At 62.4% G+C, this 18802-nt stretch carries 16 protein-coding genes and 1 pseudogene; 6 read left to right on the plus strand and 11 right to left on the minus strand.

Annotated features, from left to right (window positions below; translation table 11 throughout):
* Window positions 1–49 precede the first annotated feature (49 nt).
* Window positions 50–1690 (plus strand): MFS transporter, encoded by a 1641-nt coding sequence (locus tag V6765_RS20350; RefSeq protein WP_448432188.1) that lies wholly within the window; start codon window positions 50–52, stop codon window positions 1688–1690.
* 247 nt (window positions 1691–1937) lie between these two features.
* Complete coding sequence (locus tag V6765_RS20355) at window positions 1938–2585, plus strand: septation protein A (RefSeq protein ID WP_448432190.1); 648 nt, start codon at window positions 1938–1940, stop codon at window positions 2583–2585.
* Between the two features lie 4 nt (window positions 2586–2589).
* Here V6765_RS20355 and V6765_RS20360 read toward each other — a convergent pair whose 3' ends face one another.
* Genes V6765_RS20360 through ccmA form a run of 5 tightly spaced genes read right to left on the minus strand, consistent with a single transcriptional unit; the run spans window position 2590 to window position 5465 of the window.
* Window positions 2590–3177: a DsbE family thiol:disulfide interchange protein gene (locus V6765_RS20360; RefSeq protein WP_448432192.1), complete on the minus strand. Its 588-nt coding sequence runs from the start codon at window positions 3175–3177 to the stop codon at window positions 2590–2592.
* Entirely contained in the window at window positions 3174–3335 is a 162-nt protein-coding gene (gene ccmD / locus V6765_RS20365; RefSeq protein WP_448432194.1) for a heme exporter protein CcmD, read from the minus strand. The genes V6765_RS20360 and ccmD overlap by 4 nt, the downstream gene beginning before the upstream one ends.
* Window positions 3332–4102: a heme ABC transporter permease gene (locus V6765_RS20370; protein ID WP_448432196.1), complete on the minus strand. Its 771-nt coding sequence runs from the start codon at window positions 4100–4102 to the stop codon at window positions 3332–3334. The genes ccmD and V6765_RS20370 overlap by 4 nt, the downstream gene beginning before the upstream one ends.
* A 34-nt stretch (window positions 4103–4136) precedes the next feature.
* Entirely contained in the window at window positions 4137–4796 is a 660-nt protein-coding gene (gene ccmB, locus V6765_RS20375) for a heme exporter protein CcmB (RefSeq protein WP_448432198.1), read from the minus strand.
* 3 nt (window positions 4797–4799) lie between these two features.
* The gene (ccmA, locus tag V6765_RS20380) at window positions 4800–5465 is read right to left on the minus strand and encodes a heme ABC exporter ATP-binding protein CcmA (RefSeq protein WP_448432200.1); all 666 of its coding nucleotides are present in this window, start codon (window positions 5463–5465) and stop codon (window positions 4800–4802) included.
* A 275-nt stretch (window positions 5466–5740) separates the two neighbouring features.
* On the opposite strand from ccmA, the gene acnA reads away from it, so the two are divergent.
* A complete protein-coding gene (acnA, locus tag V6765_RS20385) occupies window positions 5741–8434 on the plus strand; it encodes an aconitate hydratase AcnA (protein WP_448432202.1) in 2694 nt (897 codons plus the stop codon).
* A 64-nt stretch (window positions 8435–8498) separates the two neighbouring features.
* Here the strand turns inward: acnA and V6765_RS20390 are convergent, their stop codons facing one another.
* Complete coding sequence (locus V6765_RS20390; protein ID WP_448432204.1) at window positions 8499–9206, minus strand: DNA helicase; 708 nt, start codon at window positions 9204–9206, stop codon at window positions 8499–8501.
* Between the two features lie 268 nt (window positions 9207–9474).
* Here V6765_RS20390 and V6765_RS20395 point away from each other — a divergent pair, with 268 nt between their 5' ends.
* Entirely contained in the window at window positions 9475–10068 is a 594-nt protein-coding gene (locus tag V6765_RS20395; protein WP_448432206.1) for an exopolysaccharide biosynthesis protein, read from the plus strand.
* 181 nt (window positions 10069–10249) lie between these two features.
* Here V6765_RS20395 and V6765_RS20400 read toward each other — a convergent pair whose 3' ends face one another.
* From V6765_RS20400 to V6765_RS20420, 5 genes are all read right to left on the minus strand, one after another.
* Entirely contained in the window at window positions 10250–11194 is a 945-nt protein-coding gene (locus V6765_RS20400; RefSeq protein WP_448432208.1) for a LysR family transcriptional regulator, read from the minus strand.
* A gap of 30 nt (window positions 11195–11224) precedes the next feature.
* Window positions 11225–12427 (minus strand): acyl-CoA dehydrogenase family protein, encoded by a 1203-nt coding sequence (locus V6765_RS20405; protein WP_448432210.1) that lies wholly within the window; start codon window positions 12425–12427, stop codon window positions 11225–11227.
* Window positions 12428–12762: 335 nt separating this feature from the next.
* On the minus strand, window positions 12763–14091 hold the full coding sequence (locus V6765_RS20410) for a c-type cytochrome (protein WP_448432212.1): 1329 nt from the start codon (window positions 14089–14091) through the stop codon (window positions 12763–12765).
* Between the two features lie 10 nt (window positions 14092–14101).
* A complete protein-coding gene (locus V6765_RS20415) occupies window positions 14102–15874 on the minus strand; it encodes a GMC family oxidoreductase (protein ID WP_448432214.1) in 1773 nt (590 codons plus the stop codon).
* Window positions 15875–15877: 3 nt separating this feature from the next.
* Window positions 15878–16585 carry a gluconate 2-dehydrogenase subunit 3 family protein gene (locus V6765_RS20420; RefSeq protein ID WP_448432216.1) on the minus strand — a complete coding sequence of 236 codons (708 nt, stop codon included), beginning with the start codon at window positions 16583–16585 and terminating at the stop codon, window positions 15878–15880.
* Window positions 16586–17086: 501 nt separating this feature from the next.
* Between V6765_RS20420 and V6765_RS20425 the strand changes: the two are divergent.
* Together V6765_RS20425 and V6765_RS20430 are read left to right on the plus strand one after the other, a co-directional pair.
* Window positions 17087–18387, plus strand: a pseudogene (locus V6765_RS20425) (NAD(P)/FAD-dependent oxidoreductase).
* 12 nt (window positions 18388–18399) lie between these two features.
* Complete coding sequence (locus tag V6765_RS20430; protein WP_448432218.1) at window positions 18400–18765, plus strand: DUF5368 domain-containing protein; 366 nt, start codon at window positions 18400–18402, stop codon at window positions 18763–18765.
* The last annotated feature ends 37 nt before the right edge of the window (window positions 18766–18802 follow it).

Below are 18802 nucleotides of genomic sequence, written 5' to 3' on the forward strand. Positions count from 1 at the left end.
CCCGCCCTGCCCTTGCGCAAACAACAAAATGCCGGAGGAACGATACCAAATGAACAAGGCGACACCCTCGCTTTTCGCCCCGTTTGCGCATACCACCTTCCGCAATATCTGGTTTGCCTCGATCGCCTCCAATCTCGGCACCAATATCCAGAGCGTCGGCGCCGCCTGGATGATGACCTCGATTTCGAATTCCGAAAGCATGGTGGCGCTGGTTCAGGCCTCCACCACGCTGCCGGTGATGCTGTTCGCGCTCGTCGCCGGCGCGGTTGCCGACAGTTACAATCGCCGGCGGGTTATACTCGCCGCACAGGGCTTCATGTTCGTCGTCTCCCTGGCGCTGGCGCTTGCGGCGATTGCCGGCGTGATTACGCCGTGGATGCTGCTCGCCTTCACCTTTCTCATCGGCAGCGGCAATGCGCTCAACAATCCGTCCTGGCAGGCCGCCGTCGGCGATATGGTGCCGCGTGCCGACGTCCCCGGGGCGGTCACGCTCAATTCCGTGGGTTTCAACATCACCCGCAGCGTTGGTCCGGCCGTCGGCGGCACCATCGTCGCCATCGGCGGGGCAGCAGCGGCATTCATCGTCAACGCGCTGAGCTATCTCGGCCTGCTGACGGTGATCTTCCGCTGGAAGTTCACACCGCCGGAAACCGCGCTGCCGCGCGAGAAAATGACCACCGCCATCGGCGCCGGACTACGCTATGTCCTGATGTCGCCCAACATCCTCAAGGTGTTGCTGCGCGCCTTCCTGTTCGGCCTGGCCACGGTTGCCGCCCTGGCACTGCTGCCGCTGGTGGCGCGCGACGTGATCGACGGCGGGCCGCAAACCTTCGGCATCATGCTCGGCGCCTTCGGCATCGGCGCGATCGGCGGCGCTTTCGCCAATGCAAGGCTGAGAGCCGCATTGTCCAACGAGGCGATCATCCGCGCCGCCTTCCTGCTGTTTGGCGCAAGCGCGGTGGTCATGGCGCTTTCAACCTCGCTGATCATCGACTGTCTGGCGCTTTTCGTAGCCGGCGCTTGCTGGGTCATGGCGCTTTCGCTGTTCAACACAGTGGTGCAGTTGACGACGCCGCGCTGGGTGGTCGGCCGGGCCCTGTCGCTTTACCAGACGGCTGCCTTCGGGGGCATGGCGAGCGGAAGCTGGCTGTGGGGCTTTGTCGCCGAGAACCTCACCATCACCCACGCCTTCCTGGCCGCGGCGGGCGTTGCGGCCTTCGGCGCGGCAGTCGGCTTCGTGTTCAAGATGCCGGCCTTCGAAAGCCTGAACCTCGATCCGCTCAACCGGTTCCGCACGCCGGAGCCCGCGCTTGGCCTCGTCGCCCGCTCCGGCCCGATCGTGGTCGAGACCCGCTTCGTGATCGCGGCCGAGGATACCCAGGAATTCCTGCGACTTATGGTCGAGCGCCGCCGCATCCGGCTGCGCGACGGCGCGCGAAAATGGGCGCTGATGCGCGACATCGAGGAGCCCGATGTCTGGTTCGAGACCTATCACGCGCCCACCTGGGTCGATTACGTGCGCCACAACCAGCGCCGCACCCAGGCCGATGCCGACAATTACGACCGGCTGCGCGAACTGCATCAGGAAGACGGCATGCCGCGCGTGAGGCGGATGATCGAACGCCAGGCGATCCCACCGCGCGACACGATCTTCAACCGCCCCCACGACGTGCACCACCACCATCATTGATGGGGACGAACGACCGTTTCCCATCATATCCACTGGGCTTTGATTTGATCCGAAGACCTGGCCGCCTACAATCTCTTCTCTGAGGGGGCGTTTGTTTGTCGCGATACGGCGAGGCCCGCAGCATCCAGAGAGGCCCGCCCAAAATACCATTTTTGCGCCTCACATACCCAAATTCGCCGCTTTTGGGGTTGATGAGGCGCGGCCGACAGGCCAATTAGCAGATCACACCCTAAAAACCGGCGGGAACATGAGCGAGACAACCAAGAAACTGACCACGGAGCAGAAGGAAGAACCATTCCTGAAGCTTGCCTTCGAGCTCGGCCCGCTGATGGTGTTCTTCTTCGCCAATTTCCGCGGCGAATGGCTGATGAACACCTTTCCGGCGCTTTCCGTGTTCGGCACGCCGCTTCTGGTGGCGACGGCGCTGTTCATGATCGCGACCCTGATATCGCTGATCGGATCGCGCATCGTGCTCGGCAATATTCCGCTGATGCCGCTGGTTTCCGGCGCGGTGGTGATGGTGTTCGGCGCGCTGTCGATCTGGCTGCAGGACGAAACCTTCATCAAGATGAAGCCGACCATCGTCAACGGGTTGTTCGCCGCCGTGCTGCTGGGCGGGCTGGTCTTCGGCCGCTCGCTGCTCGGCTACGTGTTCCACTCCGCCTTCCGGCTCGACGACGAGGGCTGGCGCAAGCTGACCTTCCGCTGGGGCCTGTTCTTCGTGTTTCTGGCGGTGCTCAACGAGGTGGTCTGGCGCAATTTCTCCGCTGATTTCTGGGTCAACTTCAAGGTCTGGGGCACGATGCCGATCACCATCGCCTTCACGCTTTCCCAGATGCCGCTGATCAACCGGCATACGGTGAACCCGGCGGAAGAGGAAGCGGAGGAGAGCTGAAGCCTCAGTTCATCAGCCGCGATGCCGGCCCGATGCTGCGATTGATGACGGGCAGGATTTCCTTATCAAAGGACGCCTGGTCGATGGGACCGATCTTCTTGAAAATGATGGTGCCGTCGGCGCCGACCACGAAGGTCTCGGGAATGCCGTAGACGCCCCAGTCGATCGCCTCCGCGCCGTTCTCGTCGACGCCGATCGCGGCATAGGGATTGCCGAGCTCGTTCAGAAACTTCAGCGCGTTTGCCGGCTTGTCCTTGTAATTGATGCCGACGAGGTTGATCGTCGGGTCCTTCGACAATTCCATGAGATAGGGGTGCTCGGCGCGACACGGGATGCACCATGAGGCGAAGACGTTCACCAGCGTGAACCGGCCTGCGATCTCGGCATCGGTGAGCGCCGGGCGATCGCTGCCCTCAAGCGGCGGGAGATTGATCGCAGGCGCCGGCTTGCCGATCAGCACGGAGGGAATTTCGGACGGATCGTGGCCCGAGACGAACTGCCAGCCGAACACGCCGAAGAGCCCGGCAACCACGATCAGCGGTATCGCCGCAACCAGATAGCGGCGCGCACTTCCCTTCCCGCTTTCGCTCATGACCGGCCCCGGACGCTGCGGCGGGCGGCGCCCGCCTTTTCCAGCGCTTCAAGCTCGCGCCGTCTTGCGCGGCCGTCGATGAGCAGCCACGCTACCAGCGCGGCGAATACCAGCGCGGTCGCGCCATAGGCGGCGTAGATGAAGAAGGCGTGGCTCAATGGGTCATCCTCGGCGCTTCCGCCCGGCTGGCCGCGACCCGGCGCATGGCGGAAACGCGGCGGCGCAGGATCTCGTTGCGCATGGCGGCAAGATGCATGGTGAAAAAGGCGAAAGTGTAGGCGAGCGCCATCACGGCAAGCGGCCAGAGAAACACCGGATCAATCGTCGGCCCGTCCAGCCGGATCACGCTCGCCGGCTGATGCAGCGTGTTCCACCAGTCGACCGAGAACTTGATGATCGGGATATTGACGACGCCGATGAGGATCAGGATCGCGGCAAGGCGGGCGGCGCGCTGGGGCTCGTCCACCGCGCGATGCAGCGCGATGATGCCGAGATACATCAGAAACAGGATGAACACGGAGGTGAGCCGCGCATCCCAAACCCACCACGCGCCCCACATCGGCTTGCCCCAGAGCGAACCGGTCAAGAGCGCCAGAAAGGTGAAGGCGGCGCCGATCGGGGCGGCCGCCTTGTGGGCGACATCGGCCAGAGGATGACGCCAGACCAGCGTGCCGAGCGCGGCAATCGCCATCACCATATAGCACATCATCGAAAGCCAGGCGGCGGGCACGTGGATATACATGATCCGCACCGTATCGCCCTGCTGGTAGTCGGCCTCGGAGGTGAAGGAGAGATAAAGCCCGACGGCGAAAAGCGCGACCGTGATGGCGATCATGACCGGCAGCAGGCGCCGGACAAGACCCAGAAACCGTGTCGGGTTCGCAAGCCCCGAAAACATTCCGCCCTTTGCCGTTGCCTGGTTCATCGCCGTCACCGCTTCCTCTTGGTCATGGTTTCGCTCAATCATCCGCCTGACGCAAGGCCACAGCCGCGGCAACCGGGCCGACCACCGCAAAAAACAATGTGATCGCGACAAGCAGCAGGAAAGGCGGCAGGAAGGGGTCGATATCGGAGGTCACCGCATAACTCGCGCCGACGCCGAAGATCAGCACCGGGATTGCAAGCGGCAGGATCAGGATTGGCACCAGCAGCCCACCGCGCGGCAGCGAGACCGCGATCGCCGCCCCCGCAGCGCCGATGAAGGTGATCGCCGGCGACCCGACGAGAAGCGTGACGAAGGCCGCTCCAAGCCCGGCCGGGCCGATATTCATCAACAGCCCCATGGCCGGGGACAGGATCACCAGCGGCAGCACATAGCCCGTCCAGTGCGCCAGACATTTGACCAGCACGATCAGCACCAGCGGCTCGTCGCGCATCTTCAGAATGTCGAGCGAGCCGTCGTCGCGCTCGGCGCGGAACATCCGGTCAAGCCCGATCAGCGTCGACAACAGGACCGCGATCCACACCATGGCCGGGCCGATTCGCGCAAGCAGCGCCAGATCGGGACCAACGCCGAAGGGCACGACCGCGATCACCGAAAGGAAGAACAACAGCCCCACCAGCGCGCCGCCGCCGGCGCGGACAGACAGAAGCACATCGCGGCGGTACAGCGCCCACATCGCTTAAGCCTCCGCTTCCATGAACGGGTCGGCGGCAAGACGCACCGGGCCGGCAAAGCGCATTTCCTTCGCATTTACGAGATCGAGCGGCTCATGGGTCGCCGCGATCACGATCCCGCCTGCGGCAAGATGCGCGTTCATGAGGCCGGAAAACAGCGTCTTCGCCGCGCTGTCGAGGGCTGCGGTCGGCTCGTCGAGCAGCCATACCGGGCGATGGCTGCATAACAGCCGCGAAAACGCGATCCGCCGCTTCTGGCCCGCCGAGAGAAAACCGAAAGGCAGGTCGAGCACATCGGCGAGACCGACCGCATCGGCGGCATCATCGACCGTCATGCCCGCACCGTCGCCGAAATCGCCCGTCAGCGCCTTCCAGAAGACGAGGTTCTCGCGCGCGGTCATTTCCGGCTTCATCGCGTTCAGGTGGGCGAGATAATGGGCGGCGAAGGCCAGCGGCAGGGGTTCCGCGCCGTCGCCTGCAAAAAACGACGCCTTACCCTCGGCCCCGCCGACCAGCCCCAGCATTGCCCTCAACGCGGTGGATTTTCCCGCCCCGTTCGGGCCCGTAAACACAAGGCTCTCGCCGGCGACAAGCGACAGCGAAAGCCCGCTGAAGATCAGCATGTCGCCCCGGCTCACGGTCAGATCATCGGCCCTGACGGCAATTGTCATGATGTCTCTATCCCTGGAGCCGTCTCTGCCGCCCGAACGGCAAATTTAAAAAAATTTCAAATTTCAACACAGTTGATCTGGCACCTTTCTTAGAAATTATCTATAAGATGCGCAACCACGCCAGCGGCCGGCGTGAATCACATCCTTGCGCCGAACCTGGGGCATTTGTCCCACGTGCGGACAGCGGAAATGGTCGTACCCGCATCCTGATGTCGTAAGTACATGGGCGTTCGCACGGCTGGTCTAGGCCAATCAGAATGAGCGGGGTTTTATCCGTGGCTAAATCACTGGACAGTTTTGAATGTCGTTCCACACTCGATGTGGACGGAAAAGAGTATGTCTATTACAGCCTGCCGAAGGCTGAAGCGAACGGGCTTGCAGGCGTCTCGAAGCTGCCTTTCTCCATGAAGGTGCTTCTTGAAAACCTTCTGCGTAACGAAGACGGCCGCTCGGTCACCAAGGACGACATCCTCGCTGTCGCCAAGTGGCTTAACGACAAGGGCACGGCCGGCGCCGAGATCGCCTATCGCCCGGCCCGCGTGCTGATGCAGGACTTCACCGGCGTTCCCGCCGTCGTCGACCTCGCCGCCATGCGTGACGGCATCGTCAATCTCGGCGGTGATCCCGAAAAGATCAACCCGCTGGTGCCCGTCGACCTCGTGATCGACCACTCGGTCATCGTCGACGAATTCGGCACGCCGCAGGCCTTCGCCCACAATGTCGAATATGAATACAAGCGCAACGGCGAACGCTACCGCTTCCTGAAATGGGGCCAGCAGGCGTTCAAGAACTTCCGCGTCGTGCCCCCCGGCACCGGCATCTGTCACCAGGTGAACCTCGAATATCTCGGCCAGACCGTCTGGACCAAGGAAGAGGACGGCTCCGAAGTCGCCTATCCCGACACCTGCGTCGGCACCGACAGCCACACCACCATGATCAACGGTCTCGGCGTTCTCGGCTGGGGCGTCGGCGGCATCGAGGCGGAAGCCGCCATGCTCGGCCAGCCGGTCTCCATGCTCCTGCCGGAAGTCATCGGCTTCAAGCTCACCGGCCAGCTCAAGGAAGGCGTCACCGCCACCGACCTCGTGCTCACCGTCGTGCAGATGCTGCGCAAGAAGGGCGTTGTCTCGAAATTTGTTGAGTTCTTCGGCGCCGGCCTTGATTCGATGACGCTCGCCGACCGCGCCACCATCGGCAATATGGGTCCGGAATACGGCGCGACCTGCGGCTTCTTCCCGGTCGACTTCGAAACCCTGCGTTACCTCGACATGTCGGGCCGCACCAAGGAGCGCATCGCGCTGGTCGACGCCTATACCAAGGCGCAGGGCATGTACCGCGAATCGGGCGGCGAGGATCCGGTCTTCACCGACACGCTGGAGCTCGACCTCGGCGACGTCGTGCCGTCGATGGCCGGCCCGAAGCGTCCGGAAGGCCGCATCGCTCTGGAAAACATCGCCTCCGGCTTTTCCGAAGCCATGGTCGACATGTACAAGAAGGACAAGGGCGAGATCGACAAGCGCTATGCCGTCGAAGGCGCCGATTACGATCTCGGCCACGGCGATGTCGCCATTGCCGCGATCACGTCCTGCACCAACACCTCCAACCCCACGGTGCTGATCGCTGCCGGGCTTCTCGCCCGCAACGCCGTCGCCAAGGGGCTGAAGACCAAGCCGTGGGTGAAGACCTCGCTCGCGCCCGGATCGCAGGTTGTCGCCGAATATCTGGAAAAGGCCGGCCTGCAGAAGGATCTCGACGCGCTCGGCTTCAACCTTGTTGGTTTCGGCTGCACCACCTGCATCGGCAATTCCGGTCCGCTGCCGGGCCCGGTCTCCAAGACCATCAACGACAAGGGCCTGATTGCTGCCGGCGTTCTCTCCGGCAACCGCAACTTCGAAGGCCGCATCTCGCCGGACGTTCAGGCCAACTACCTGGCCTCCCCGCCGCTGGTCGTCGCCCATGCGCTGGCCGGCACGGTCAGGAAGGATCTGACCACCGAGCCGCTCGGCGAGGACAAGGACGGCAACCCGGTCTACCTCAAAGACATCTGGCCGTCCTCGAAGGAAGTTCAGGAGACGATCGAGAAATACGTCACCCGCGAACTCTACGAGACCAAATATGCCGACGTCTTCAAGGGCGACGAGAACTGGCAGGCGGTCAAGATTCCCGACGGCCAGACCTATGCCTGGGACGACAACTCGACCTATGTCCAGAACCCGCCCTACTTCGTCGGCATGGGCAAGACGCCGACGGCCGTTTCCGATATCGAGAATGCCCGCATTCTCGGCCTCTTCGGCGACAAGATCACCACCGACCACATCTCGCCGGCCGGTTCGATCAAGGCGCAGTCGCCCGCCGGTGAATATCTCATCGGTCACGGCGTCGGCGTTGCAGACTTCAACCAGTACGGCACGCGTCGCGGCAATCATGAAGTGATGATGCGCGGCACCTTCGCCAATATCCGCATCCGCAATCATATGCTCGGCCCGAACGGCAAGGAAGGTGGTTACACCATCCACTATCCGTCGAAGGAAGAGATGTCGATCTTCGACGCGGCGATGGAATACAAGAAGGAAGGCGTTCCGCTCGTCATCTTCGCCGGCGGCGAATATGGCAACGGCTCCTCGCGCGACTGGGCGGCCAAGGGCACCAACCTGCTCGGCGTGCGCGCCGTGATTGCCGAAAGCTACGAGCGTATCCACCGCTCCAACCTCGTCGGCATGGGCGTCATCCCGTTCACCTTCGAGGACGGCGCGACCTGGGAAAACCTCGGCCTGAAGGGCGACGAGACCGTCTCGATCGAAGGCCTCGCCGACATCAAACCGCGCGAGAAGAAGATCGCCAAGGTCACCTTCGCCGACGGCACGGTCAAGGACGTCCCGATCCTCTGCCGCATCGACACGCTCGACGAACTCACTTACGTCAACAATGGCGGCATTCTGCAGACGGTGCTGCGCGACCTGGCGGCGTAAGGCTGCTGGTTTAACGGTTGAGAATCATGAGCCGGGCGGGGCGATCCGCCCGGCTTTTTTGTGGTCAGGCACTCTCGGCGTAGCTGACTGCTCCGGCATTGATAAAACAGGCCTTGTCGAACAGGCCGAGATCGAGCGCATTCGGCAAGCGCAGGTCGGAAAGGGTCGGAAAGGCCCGGTTCGTCGCCTCGAACCGGCGATCGACCTGGGCTACGAACACGAAAATATGGTCGTGGCGACGGGCATGGGCACGCAATAGCCGGACCTGCTCGTCAAGCGGCTGGTTTTCGCGGCGCTGGTCCAGCAATTGCAGGTAATCGATGACTGCAAGCGTGCCGGCAGGCGCTCCGGCAAGCCTCTCCATCACGTAATCCGCCGAAATCCTGTCGCTATCGTCGAAGACGAAGCGATCATCGTCCGGCGCTCGGTTCAGGGCGCGGAAGTGGCGCTGCATGCCGGCTGCCGTCTCCTCCAGCGAGAAGAAAAAGGCGCGATGGCCGGCGCGCGCTGCGTTCAGCGCGAGTTCGAGCGCAAGCAGCGTCTTGCCCTGGCCGGGACGCGCCGCCGACAGCAGCAGGTCGCCCGGCGCGAGCTTCTCATAGATACCGCCGGCGGACCGGGCCGAGGGAACCGCGGCGGCAAGCGCGCTCCAGCTTTCAAAGCCTTCCTGGACCGCGAGACGATCCAAAGCGCGATTGAGCGGAATATCTTCCGCGCGGGCCAGTTTCCTGGCGCTGTGTTTCAGACGATAAACGGGTCGGGAGAGTTTCATGGTGCAAACCTTCCATCCCGGACGACGGTGCAATCCCTCCTTATGCGATGGTCCGGACAGACGGTTTCATCGTGAAGCTCGGCACGTCAGGTGCTTTCCCGAATGGAGGGGGGCGGCGCGAGCAGCGCACGATACGCATGATAACGGCAAATCCGATTCGGCAAAAGCTTGGAGCAAGCGAACCGCGTCCCGCGAAGGGCGGAACGTTGTCCGGCCACCGGCGTTCACCCGATAGGAATTGAAAAGAGCCAGACCGGCGGAGCAACACGTGAGCGACAGCACCGAGCAAGACCCCAAATCGCTGAGCGGCATCACTAAGGAAGCGCTGGACCACGCCGAGGGCGAGCAGGTTTCGGTGGACGACATGCTTTCGACCTTCGGGTCGGCATCCTTCGTACCGCTGCTGATCCTGCCGTCCTTGCTGGTAATGTCGCCGCTCGGCGGCGTGCCGGGGCTTTCCTCGTTGTTCGGCATCATGATCGTCCTGATCGCAGTTCAAGGGCTGATCGGGCGGAACAGCATCTGGTTGCCCGGTTTCATCCGTCATCGCTCGATCGCACGCGACAAGGCAACCAAGGCGATGAAGAAAATCTTGCCCGTCACGCGCTTCATCGACCGCCATTCGCACAGGCGGCTCGCCTTCCTGTTCCGCAGCCCGCTCGATCGCATTCTGCCGCTTGCCTGCGTACTCGCCGGCGCGCTGATGCCGGTTCTGGAACTGGTGCCCTTCGCTTCCGCCTTTCTGGGCCTCGCGGTCACGCTGATCGCCTATTCGATGCTCAGCCGCGACGGGCTGTTCGCGGTGCTGGCCATCATACCGATTGCGGGGGCGCTATGGGTCGGCAAGACCGTGATCCTGTAGCCTCACACGCGTTGTCATCGTGACTTTCCCTGGCGGTCATGGCCGACTTGTTCCGGGTTCTGGGTGAAGGGGCAAACAACCTCGACTTCGACGCTGACCGTCCGTAACCAAGCAGACCGCCCTCGCCTGTCGTTAGGACCGTCACAGCGCCTGGAAACATCGCATGGCCTGACGAAAATTCTCAGGGCTGGTTTGCATCAGAACCTTCCTTTCGCGGTTCGAACACGTGCTGAAGCACCCTCTTCAACCACTGCAGGCCTGGGTCTGCGCTGAACATCTCGTGGGTCCAGAACTTGATTTCATAGTCCGGCATGTCGAACGGCAATTCGCGCAGCTTCAAATCATCGTGGTGGTGCATCAGGGAGAAAACCGATCGTGGAAAGATCGCGGCATAATCGGTGCGTCGGACGATCTCCGGCAGAATGGTGAAATGCTCAAGACGCGCCGCAATGTGATACTGGATGCCCAAATCCTCGATCCTCGTCCGCGCCATGCGATACCCCGTCGCCTCCCGGCTGACATCGATGAACGAGAGCTCGGAAAAACTGTCCCTGGTCCAGTTCTCTTCCAGCACCGGATGGCCGTTTCGCACAAGACAGATCAACTGATCTTTCAAAAGAAACGTTCCGCGGCAGGCCGTGTCTTCCAAAAGCGGACAATAACCGATCGCCGCATCCACCTTGCCGACGCGCAACGCCGTTTCCAGCGCATCGGTCGGCACCCGGGCCGTCTGAATATTGACCCCCGGCGCCACGGCCTGCAATGCGTTCAGAAGACGCGGTAAGGTAACGAATTCGCCGGTATCCGTCATGGCGAGCCGGAACTGCCGTGTTGAGGTCGCCGGATCGAATGTCAGCGTTGAATCCAGAGAGTCCCGCAGGATGCGCATTGCTTGCTGAAACGGCGCATAAAGCGCCGTCGCTGCCGGCGTCGGGTGCATTTCATGGCCCGCGCGCAGGAACAGCCTGTCATCGAATGTATCACGCAACCGCCGCAAGGCATGACTGACCGCCGGCTGCGTGAGCCCGAGACGCTGCGCGGCGGCTGTCAGATTCTCCGCCTCATAGACGGCGATGAAGACCTTGATCAGATTGAGATCGAACAGCAATAGGCGCCGGTCGTCCATATGCAATGCATCCTTCACACTGGCAAAGCCTCAAGGATAGCCGCGCGGCGCCTCAAGGCCGACGAGAACGCGACCGGCGCTTTCAAACGTCAGATCGGCCACGGCGGCATGCTGCGTGACCACCATGGCATCCCGCAGATAGCGCTGCATCGGGTTATCCTTGCTGATGACGCCCATGCCCGCGATCCGGTAGCAATGCTGCACGATTTCGGCGCCGGTGCGGGCGGCATTGCTGGCGCTCAGCCGGAGCATCGTATTCTCCTCGACCGAGACGGGGTTGCCTTTCAGCAGGCTATCCCAGGCAGCCTCGGCGGCTTCATAGAAAAATGCCCTTGCGCTGCGCAGTTGCGCTTCGCATTCGCCGATCCCGGTCAGAAAATATCCGCGGTCACACAGCCTCGAATGGCCGACCATGATCTTGGCGGCCCCGGCGACCGAGATGGCCTGATTGATCGCAGCGCGGGCCAGGCCGAGATTGCAGGCGGCATGAACCTCGGCCTGATAGGCCATGGCCGGATAGCGATAAAGAAGGTCGTCAAAAATGCCCGGCGCGCCGCGTTCACAAATCCAGGCGTCGGAATAGAACTTGTCCTTCACGCGGGTATCATGACTGCCAGTGCCCTGCATGCCCGAGACATCCCAGGTCTCGATAATCTCGACCTCCTCCGCCGGCGCCACCGCCATCATCACCACCGGCGGCGCATCGGCGCTTTCGCCCTCGCGGCGGCCGGCAATGCCAACGCCGATCCAGTCGGCCGCCATGCAGCCCGAGGCGAACTTCCACTGGCCTGAAACGCGCCAGCCGCCTTCAACCCGCACCGCCTCCTGAACCGGGTGCAATCCGCCGGCGAAAACCTGATCGGGACCATCCCTGTACATGACTTCCTGTGCTTCGACGGAAAGAGCGGCCGTGTAGGTGTTGGCGGAGCCGAAGGCCGCAACCCATGCGGCTGAACCATCGAAGGTGGCGATGGCATCGATCATCTTCAGAAAATGATGCGGTGCGAGTGCATCGCCGCCGAACCGGGTCGGCGTCGCAGAGCGAAATATCCTTGCCTTTTTCATGAGCGCGATGACATCGCGGGGAATGTGGCGCAGTTCCTCGAACTCACGCTGACGTTCGGCAAGGACGCCCAGAAGCGCTTTGAATTCGGGGGTTTGCGTCAGTGTAGCGCCGTCAATACTGGTCGTCGCTATATCGCTAGCGCGCAAGGCATGGCTTTCGGCAGTCATGATTGGCTCCTGTCTATTGCTGCTGACAGGAAGCCTCAGATTACTTTATAAAGCAAATTAATATTCCTAAGAAAATCTATGCAGAAGATTCATTATTTGGATATTGACGCCCTGTTGAAACGGGCTCTCGATTGCTCAAATTTAATCAAGTCTTTGATATTAAATTTATTATTTTCGCAGGCGAAATATTCAGAACCAACCCTGCGCTGCCGGCCGGCTCGATGCGAATCAAGTCAAACGCAACCAAACTCGCTTTAGGTTTCAATTTTTTTGGGAGGTTCCCAAACGAAATACGGTGGCGCCCGCCGCCTCATCAAAGCGGCGGGCACTTGGTCTTACTGGCGCACGGCCTTGACGTCGTCCTCGGTCACGGCCGGGGCGGAGTTGCCCCAGGCGCTGCGCAGGAAGGTCGCCAGCGTCGCGATATCGGCATCCGACAGCCGGTCGCCGAAGGCCGGCATTTCCAGCCGTTCCGGCCGCTCGGCCGTTGAGGGCAGCGTCGCGCCGTGGAGGATGACCTCGGTCAGCCCCTTGGTCGTCGGCGCAGTCACCAGCGAATTGCCCTTCAGCGCCGGGAACACGCCGGGCGCGCCGCGGCCGTCCGGCATGTGGCAGGCATTACAGTTGTTGAGATAGAGCAGCTCTCCGTCTGAAAGGTTTTCAGCCGATTTCAGCTTCGCCGTCGTCGGATCGTCGGCGGCATCGAGTCGGTCCGTCGTCCGCTCGTCCGGGACGGGCTGCGGGTCGGGCGTGACGTCCGAGATCGCCCGGAGATAGCCGACCATGGCATCGGCATCCTCATCCTTCATGTATTGAAGAGATTCGCCGACCACGAGCTGCATCTCGCCAACCACTGCCGAATGGGCGTTGCGGCCGGTGGTGAGATAATCCTTCAGGTCCGCGTCAGTCCAGGTCTGCAGCGCGGATTCCGCCGTGCGCAGGTCGGGCGCGGTCCAGCCGCCGATTTCGCCGCCCGTCAGGAAGGCCGGATTGTCGGCGTTGGTGCCATCCTGCGCCATGATCACGTTGCGCGGGCTGTGGCAGGCTGCGCAATGGCCGAGCGCCTGCACCAGATAGGCCCCGCGCTCAAGCTGGTCGCTTTCGCTCGCCGCGTCATCCGGCCGGAAGCCGGGCTTGCCGAGCGCCGCCCAGTTCCACAGCCGAATGCCCCAGCGCTGGTTGAACGGGAAGTCGAGCTCGGTCTTTTTCACCGGGTTGTCGACCGCCGCGACATCGTTGTGGATGTAGCTCCAGATCGCCCGGATATCCTCCTCCTTCATATGCCGATAGTTCTCGTAGGGCATGGCCGGATAGAGGTGCACGCCGCCGGGGGCGATGCCATCGACGAGCGCGGCATGGAACTGATCATAGGTCCAGCCGCCGATGCCGGTTTCCTCATCGGGGGTGATGTTGCTCGACCAGATCGTGCCCATCGGGCTTTCGATCGGTCGCCCGCCGGCAAAGGGTTCACCGCCCTCTGCCGTGTGACAGGCCTGACAGTCGGCCATCTGGGTGACGTACTGGCCCTCGCCGGGCGCCGGCTCCCAGTCGGCCGCCAGATTGTCATCCGGCTTGGTGAGAGACGGCGGCACGAAGATGATCGCTGCGAGCGCCACGACGCCGATGACGATGAGCGCGAGAATGATGCGAAGAAAGGTTTTCATGATCCGCTCCTCACATCAATGGCCGGGGGTTGGGCAGGTAGTCCTTGCGCAACGCCTCCAGCGCCCAGTAGGCAAGACCGCCGACGGCGCCCGTGGGATTATACTGGATGTTCTGCGGGAAGGCGGAAGCGCCCATGACCCAGACGTTGTGACAGTCCCAGCTCTGGAGGTAGCGGTTGATCGCCGAGGTTTTCGGGTCGGTGCCCATGATCGCGCCGCCGACATTGTGGGTCGACTGATAGGGACGCACGTCATACTCCGCGCCATCGCCCTTGTAGCCCGAGGCCATGGCATCCGGGTTCAAAGTCTCGGCGATCTCCTCGATCCTCGCCTTCATGAACTGGGTCATCCTGATGTCGTTCTCCTTCCAGTCGAAGGTCATGCGCATCAGAGGACGGCCGTGGCGGTCCTTGTAGGTCGGATCGAGATCGAGACAGGTGTCGCGATAGGCCATGTTCGAGCCATGCGACCCGATCGAGAGACTATGGCCGTACCATTCGCCGACGGCCTCCTTCCAGCCCGCGCCCCAGGCCGGCGTGCCCGGCGGCAGCGCCATCTGCTGGATCGGACGACCGCCGGTGTGGCCGGCGGTGATGTAGCTGCCGCCGATGAAGCCTTCCTTGCCAAAATCGATCTGCGACATCGAGAAATCGTCGATCGACATGCCGCCGGCGCCGGTGCCCACAAACGGATTGAAAACCTTGTCCCTGAACCAGAGGCTGGTGCCGCCGGTCATCTGATAGGAGTAGTTGCGTCCGACGACGCCCTCGCCGGTATCGGGATTGTAGGGTTCGCCGATCTCGGAAAGCAGCAGAAGGTGGACATTGTGCAGCGAATAGGCGCAGACCAGCACGAGATCGGCCGGCTGGAACACCTCCTCGCCGGTCTTCTCGTCGAAATAGGTAACGCCCGTGGCGGTCTTGCCGTCGGCGGCCTTTTCGATCTTCAGCACCTCCGAGCGGGTCCTGTAGCTGAAATTCGGCTTCCGTTTCAGCGCATCGAGAATGCAGACCTGCGGCGATGACTTGGAATAATTGTTGCAGCCGAAACGCTCGCAGTAGCCGCAGTAATTGCACGGCCCAAGCTGCATGCCGTAATCATTGGTATACTGGATCGAGGCATTGGCCGCGGGACGCGGGAACGGATGGTAGCCCATATTGCGGGCGGCCTCGGCGAACAGCTCCGAATCCCAGGTGTTCTTCAAGGGCGGCATCGGATACTCGGCCGAGCGCGGCGCTTCAAACGGGTTGCCGCCCTCCTGGATCTCGCCATTGATATTGCCCGCCTTGCCGGCAATGCCGGCGACGCTTTCAAACTTGGTCATGTGCGGCTCCAGTTCCTCCGCCGTCACGCCCCAGTCCTGAAGCTGCATCCCTTCCGGAATAATATCGGCGCCGAAGGTCTCCTCGACATAGGAGCGCAGACGATATTCGACCGCCTGCGGGCGCCAGTTCTGGCCGTTCCAGTGAACGCCCGCGCCACCGACGCCATCGCCCGGCAGGAACGAGCCGAGGTGGCGATAGGGAAGCGCAGTCTCTTGCGTATTGTGACGCACGGTCAGCGTGGAGTTGACCGGCTTTTGCATCAGGTCGTAGCGCACGGCGTATTTCAGTTCGTCGAAAATGTTGGGATACTGGAAGTCCGGCACCGTGCTGCGGTCGTCGCCGCGTTCGAGCGCGAGGATTTCGAGCCCCTCATTGGCAAGCTCCATGCCCATGATCGCCCCGGTCCAGCCGAGGCCGATAATGACGACGTCTTTTTTGGGATCTGTTCTCGTTGCCATGATCTACGCCCTGTCTCCGTTGATTGCCACGGGGCCGAGCGGATATTGCGCGTTCTCGCGGCCCGGCCAGGAGGTGAAGGCGCCGCGCGCGCCGGGAAAGCCGATATAGACCCAGGCCTGCATGTCGTGATTGCCGCCATAGCCGGGATCGGCGAAATAGCCCTCCTTGGTGTTGGCGAGCAGAAACTGGAAGAAATCGCGCAGCTCAGGCGAAAGCCCCACCTCGCCCTTCTGCAGCGATGTCAGCGCGGCATCCTGCTTTGCCGCCTCGAGATTTTCGAAACGGTCGCCATGCGTCTGGCTGCACCAGTCCTGAAAGACGGGAATCGCCTGGCGATAGATTTCCGCCGGCGTCAGCGGGCTCTGGAAACCGAGCGTGGGATTGGCGGCGGGATCGAAGGGCCCCTGCATGTACCAGTCCGCGGCCTTGCCGAAATTGCCTGCGAGCTGCCGGTCGATGAAGACCGGCACCCGACAGTCGATCGCCCCCGGGCCGTTGCCGCCGGCTGGAATGAGGCGGTCGCAGGCGGCCATAACGAACGCCCATTCGGCTTCGTTGAAATAGACCCGCTCATACTGGTCGAGCGGCGGCGGGGGTTCCTTTTGGGGCGCTTGCGCATTGGCCGAGCCGGCAAGCGAAGCAATCGCCACCCCGGCAGCCGTTCCCTTGAGGAACCCGCGCCGGGATGGACGTCCTGGCATATCACGCATGATTATTTCCTTTCGCCGGCCGGGGGCCGGTCATCTCTCCCCGCCTGCGAATAGTCCGGATTTGGCTCCGGATACGGAGGCGGCTCCATTGCTTCCGGATGTCTCCGAAAACAGGACAGGTCCTGTCGAGGATGACAGGCCGATGTCCTTTACATGTGGCATCTTGCCTCATGTGCCCCGGATAGAGAAGACGAAACTTTTCGTGACGCTTCTGAAAGCCGGCTGGTTAAAACGCCCGGACTTTGCCTGCGGTTCCAACAAATTAAGTCCCGCGCTGACTTGATCACGGTCAATTTGAGCCGCTGTTTTCAACCTATAATCACTGCAACCGATGATCTGCTCCGGGCACGCATCCGAACAGCCGCAGGCCCGGCGAGCCATCTTCACTTCCGAAGAGGCCATGCGACCACCATGGCCGGGCTGTCAGAAGCAGATTATCACGCAAAGGTCCGGGATCGCTTTCCCGGCCGCGATTTGTTTCTCGTGAGGAGGAGATATCCGATGAAACGCAGAGAATTCCTCGGTCTGGCGGCCCTCGGCGGCGCTGCGGCCGCGCTGCCCATGACCAACGCAAAGCCAGTCCGGGCGCAAGTAGCAACCTCGGCCAGCATCGTTATCGTCGGGGCCGGAGCCGCCGGGACGGCGCTCGCCAACCGGCTGAGCGAACGGCTCGATGGCGCGCGGATCACGATCATCGATCCCCGCACCACCCATCTCTACCAGCCCGGTCTCTCGCTTGTGGCCACCGGGCTGAAGCCGGCCTCCTACGTCACATCGGACGAAAGCCGCTGGCTGCCCGATGGAATAGACTGGATCACGGAAAAGGTCGCTGCCGTGGACGCCGAAACCAGGACGGTCTCGACGGAAAGCGGACGGACCATCGACTATGACTGGCTGGTGCTCGCCCCGGGTCTGGTTCTGGATTACGGCGCGATCGAAGGCTTTTCCGTGGATATGATCGGCCAGAACGGCATCGGCGGGCTTTATGGCGGACCGGAGCAGGCCGCACGCACCTGGCAGGCGGCGCAGAAGTTCACCGAGGACGGCGGCATCGGAATATTCACCCGTCCCGCGACCGAGATGAAATGCGCCGGCGCGCCGCTCAAGCACACCTTTCTGATCGACGATATCGCCCGCCGGGCGGGCAATACCGGCAAGATGAACATGATCTACACCGCTCCGCAATCCTCCCTCTTCGGCGTGCCGATCGTGGCCGAGAAGGTGCGGATGCTGTTCGAGGACCGCGGCATCAACTCGGTCTTGCAGCGCACGCTGACGGCGTTGGATGCCGGCGCGAAGCGCGCCACCTTCGCCACCGGCGACGGCAAGGAGGAGATCGATTACGACTATATCCACGTCATCCCGCCGCAGCGCGCGCCGGATTTCATTCGCCAGTCGGGTCTGTCCTGGTCCGACAAATGGACCGATCAGGGCTGGGTCGAGGTCGACATGCACACCCTGCGCCATTTGCGCTACCCGGAAATCTTCGCGCTCGGCGACGTGGCCGGCGTGCCCAAGGGCAAGACCGCGGCGAGCGTGAAGTGGCAGGTCCCGGTGGTCGAGGATCACCTCGTCGCCGCCATCGATGGCCGCGAGGGCACCGCGAGCTATAACGGCTACACCTCGTGCCCGCGATTACCCGGATCGGCCGGGCCATGCTGGTCGAGTTCGACTATCGCAACAATCTGACGCCCTCCTTTCCGGGCATCATCGCCCCGCTGGAGGAACTCTGGATAAGCTGGCTGATGAAAGAGGTTGCGCTGAAGGCGACTTACAATGCAATGTTGCGCGGCCAGGCCTGAGGAGGACCGGACATGAAAGACATGACACTTTCGACCCTGATCGCCGTTCTCGAGGAAATTTTCGGCCGGGGCGTGTTCTGGGCCATGGTTGCCGCTGCGGCGATCGTGACGCTGGCCTATTTCTACGTTCTCGTTCGCGATCGTTCGGTCAGCTGGAAAAAATTCCTGCTGGCGCAGCTTTCCATGCCGGTTGGCGCCGTCGCCGCGGTCTGGTTTCTCATGGCCATGACCCATTCGCGCCTGTCCGACATGGGCGGACCGATAGACGTCATCGTCCTCTTGGGCGTGGCCGCGGCCGGCGCCATCGGCATGGCGATCCTCGTCTACACCGTCGAGGCACTTATCGGCTCCGACCGGACCACGGACGAGGGTAAGTAAGACAGTCAGGATCACGCAGGAAAAAGCCGCAAGCAGG

Source organism: Martelella sp. FOR1707 (assembly GCF_053484265.1).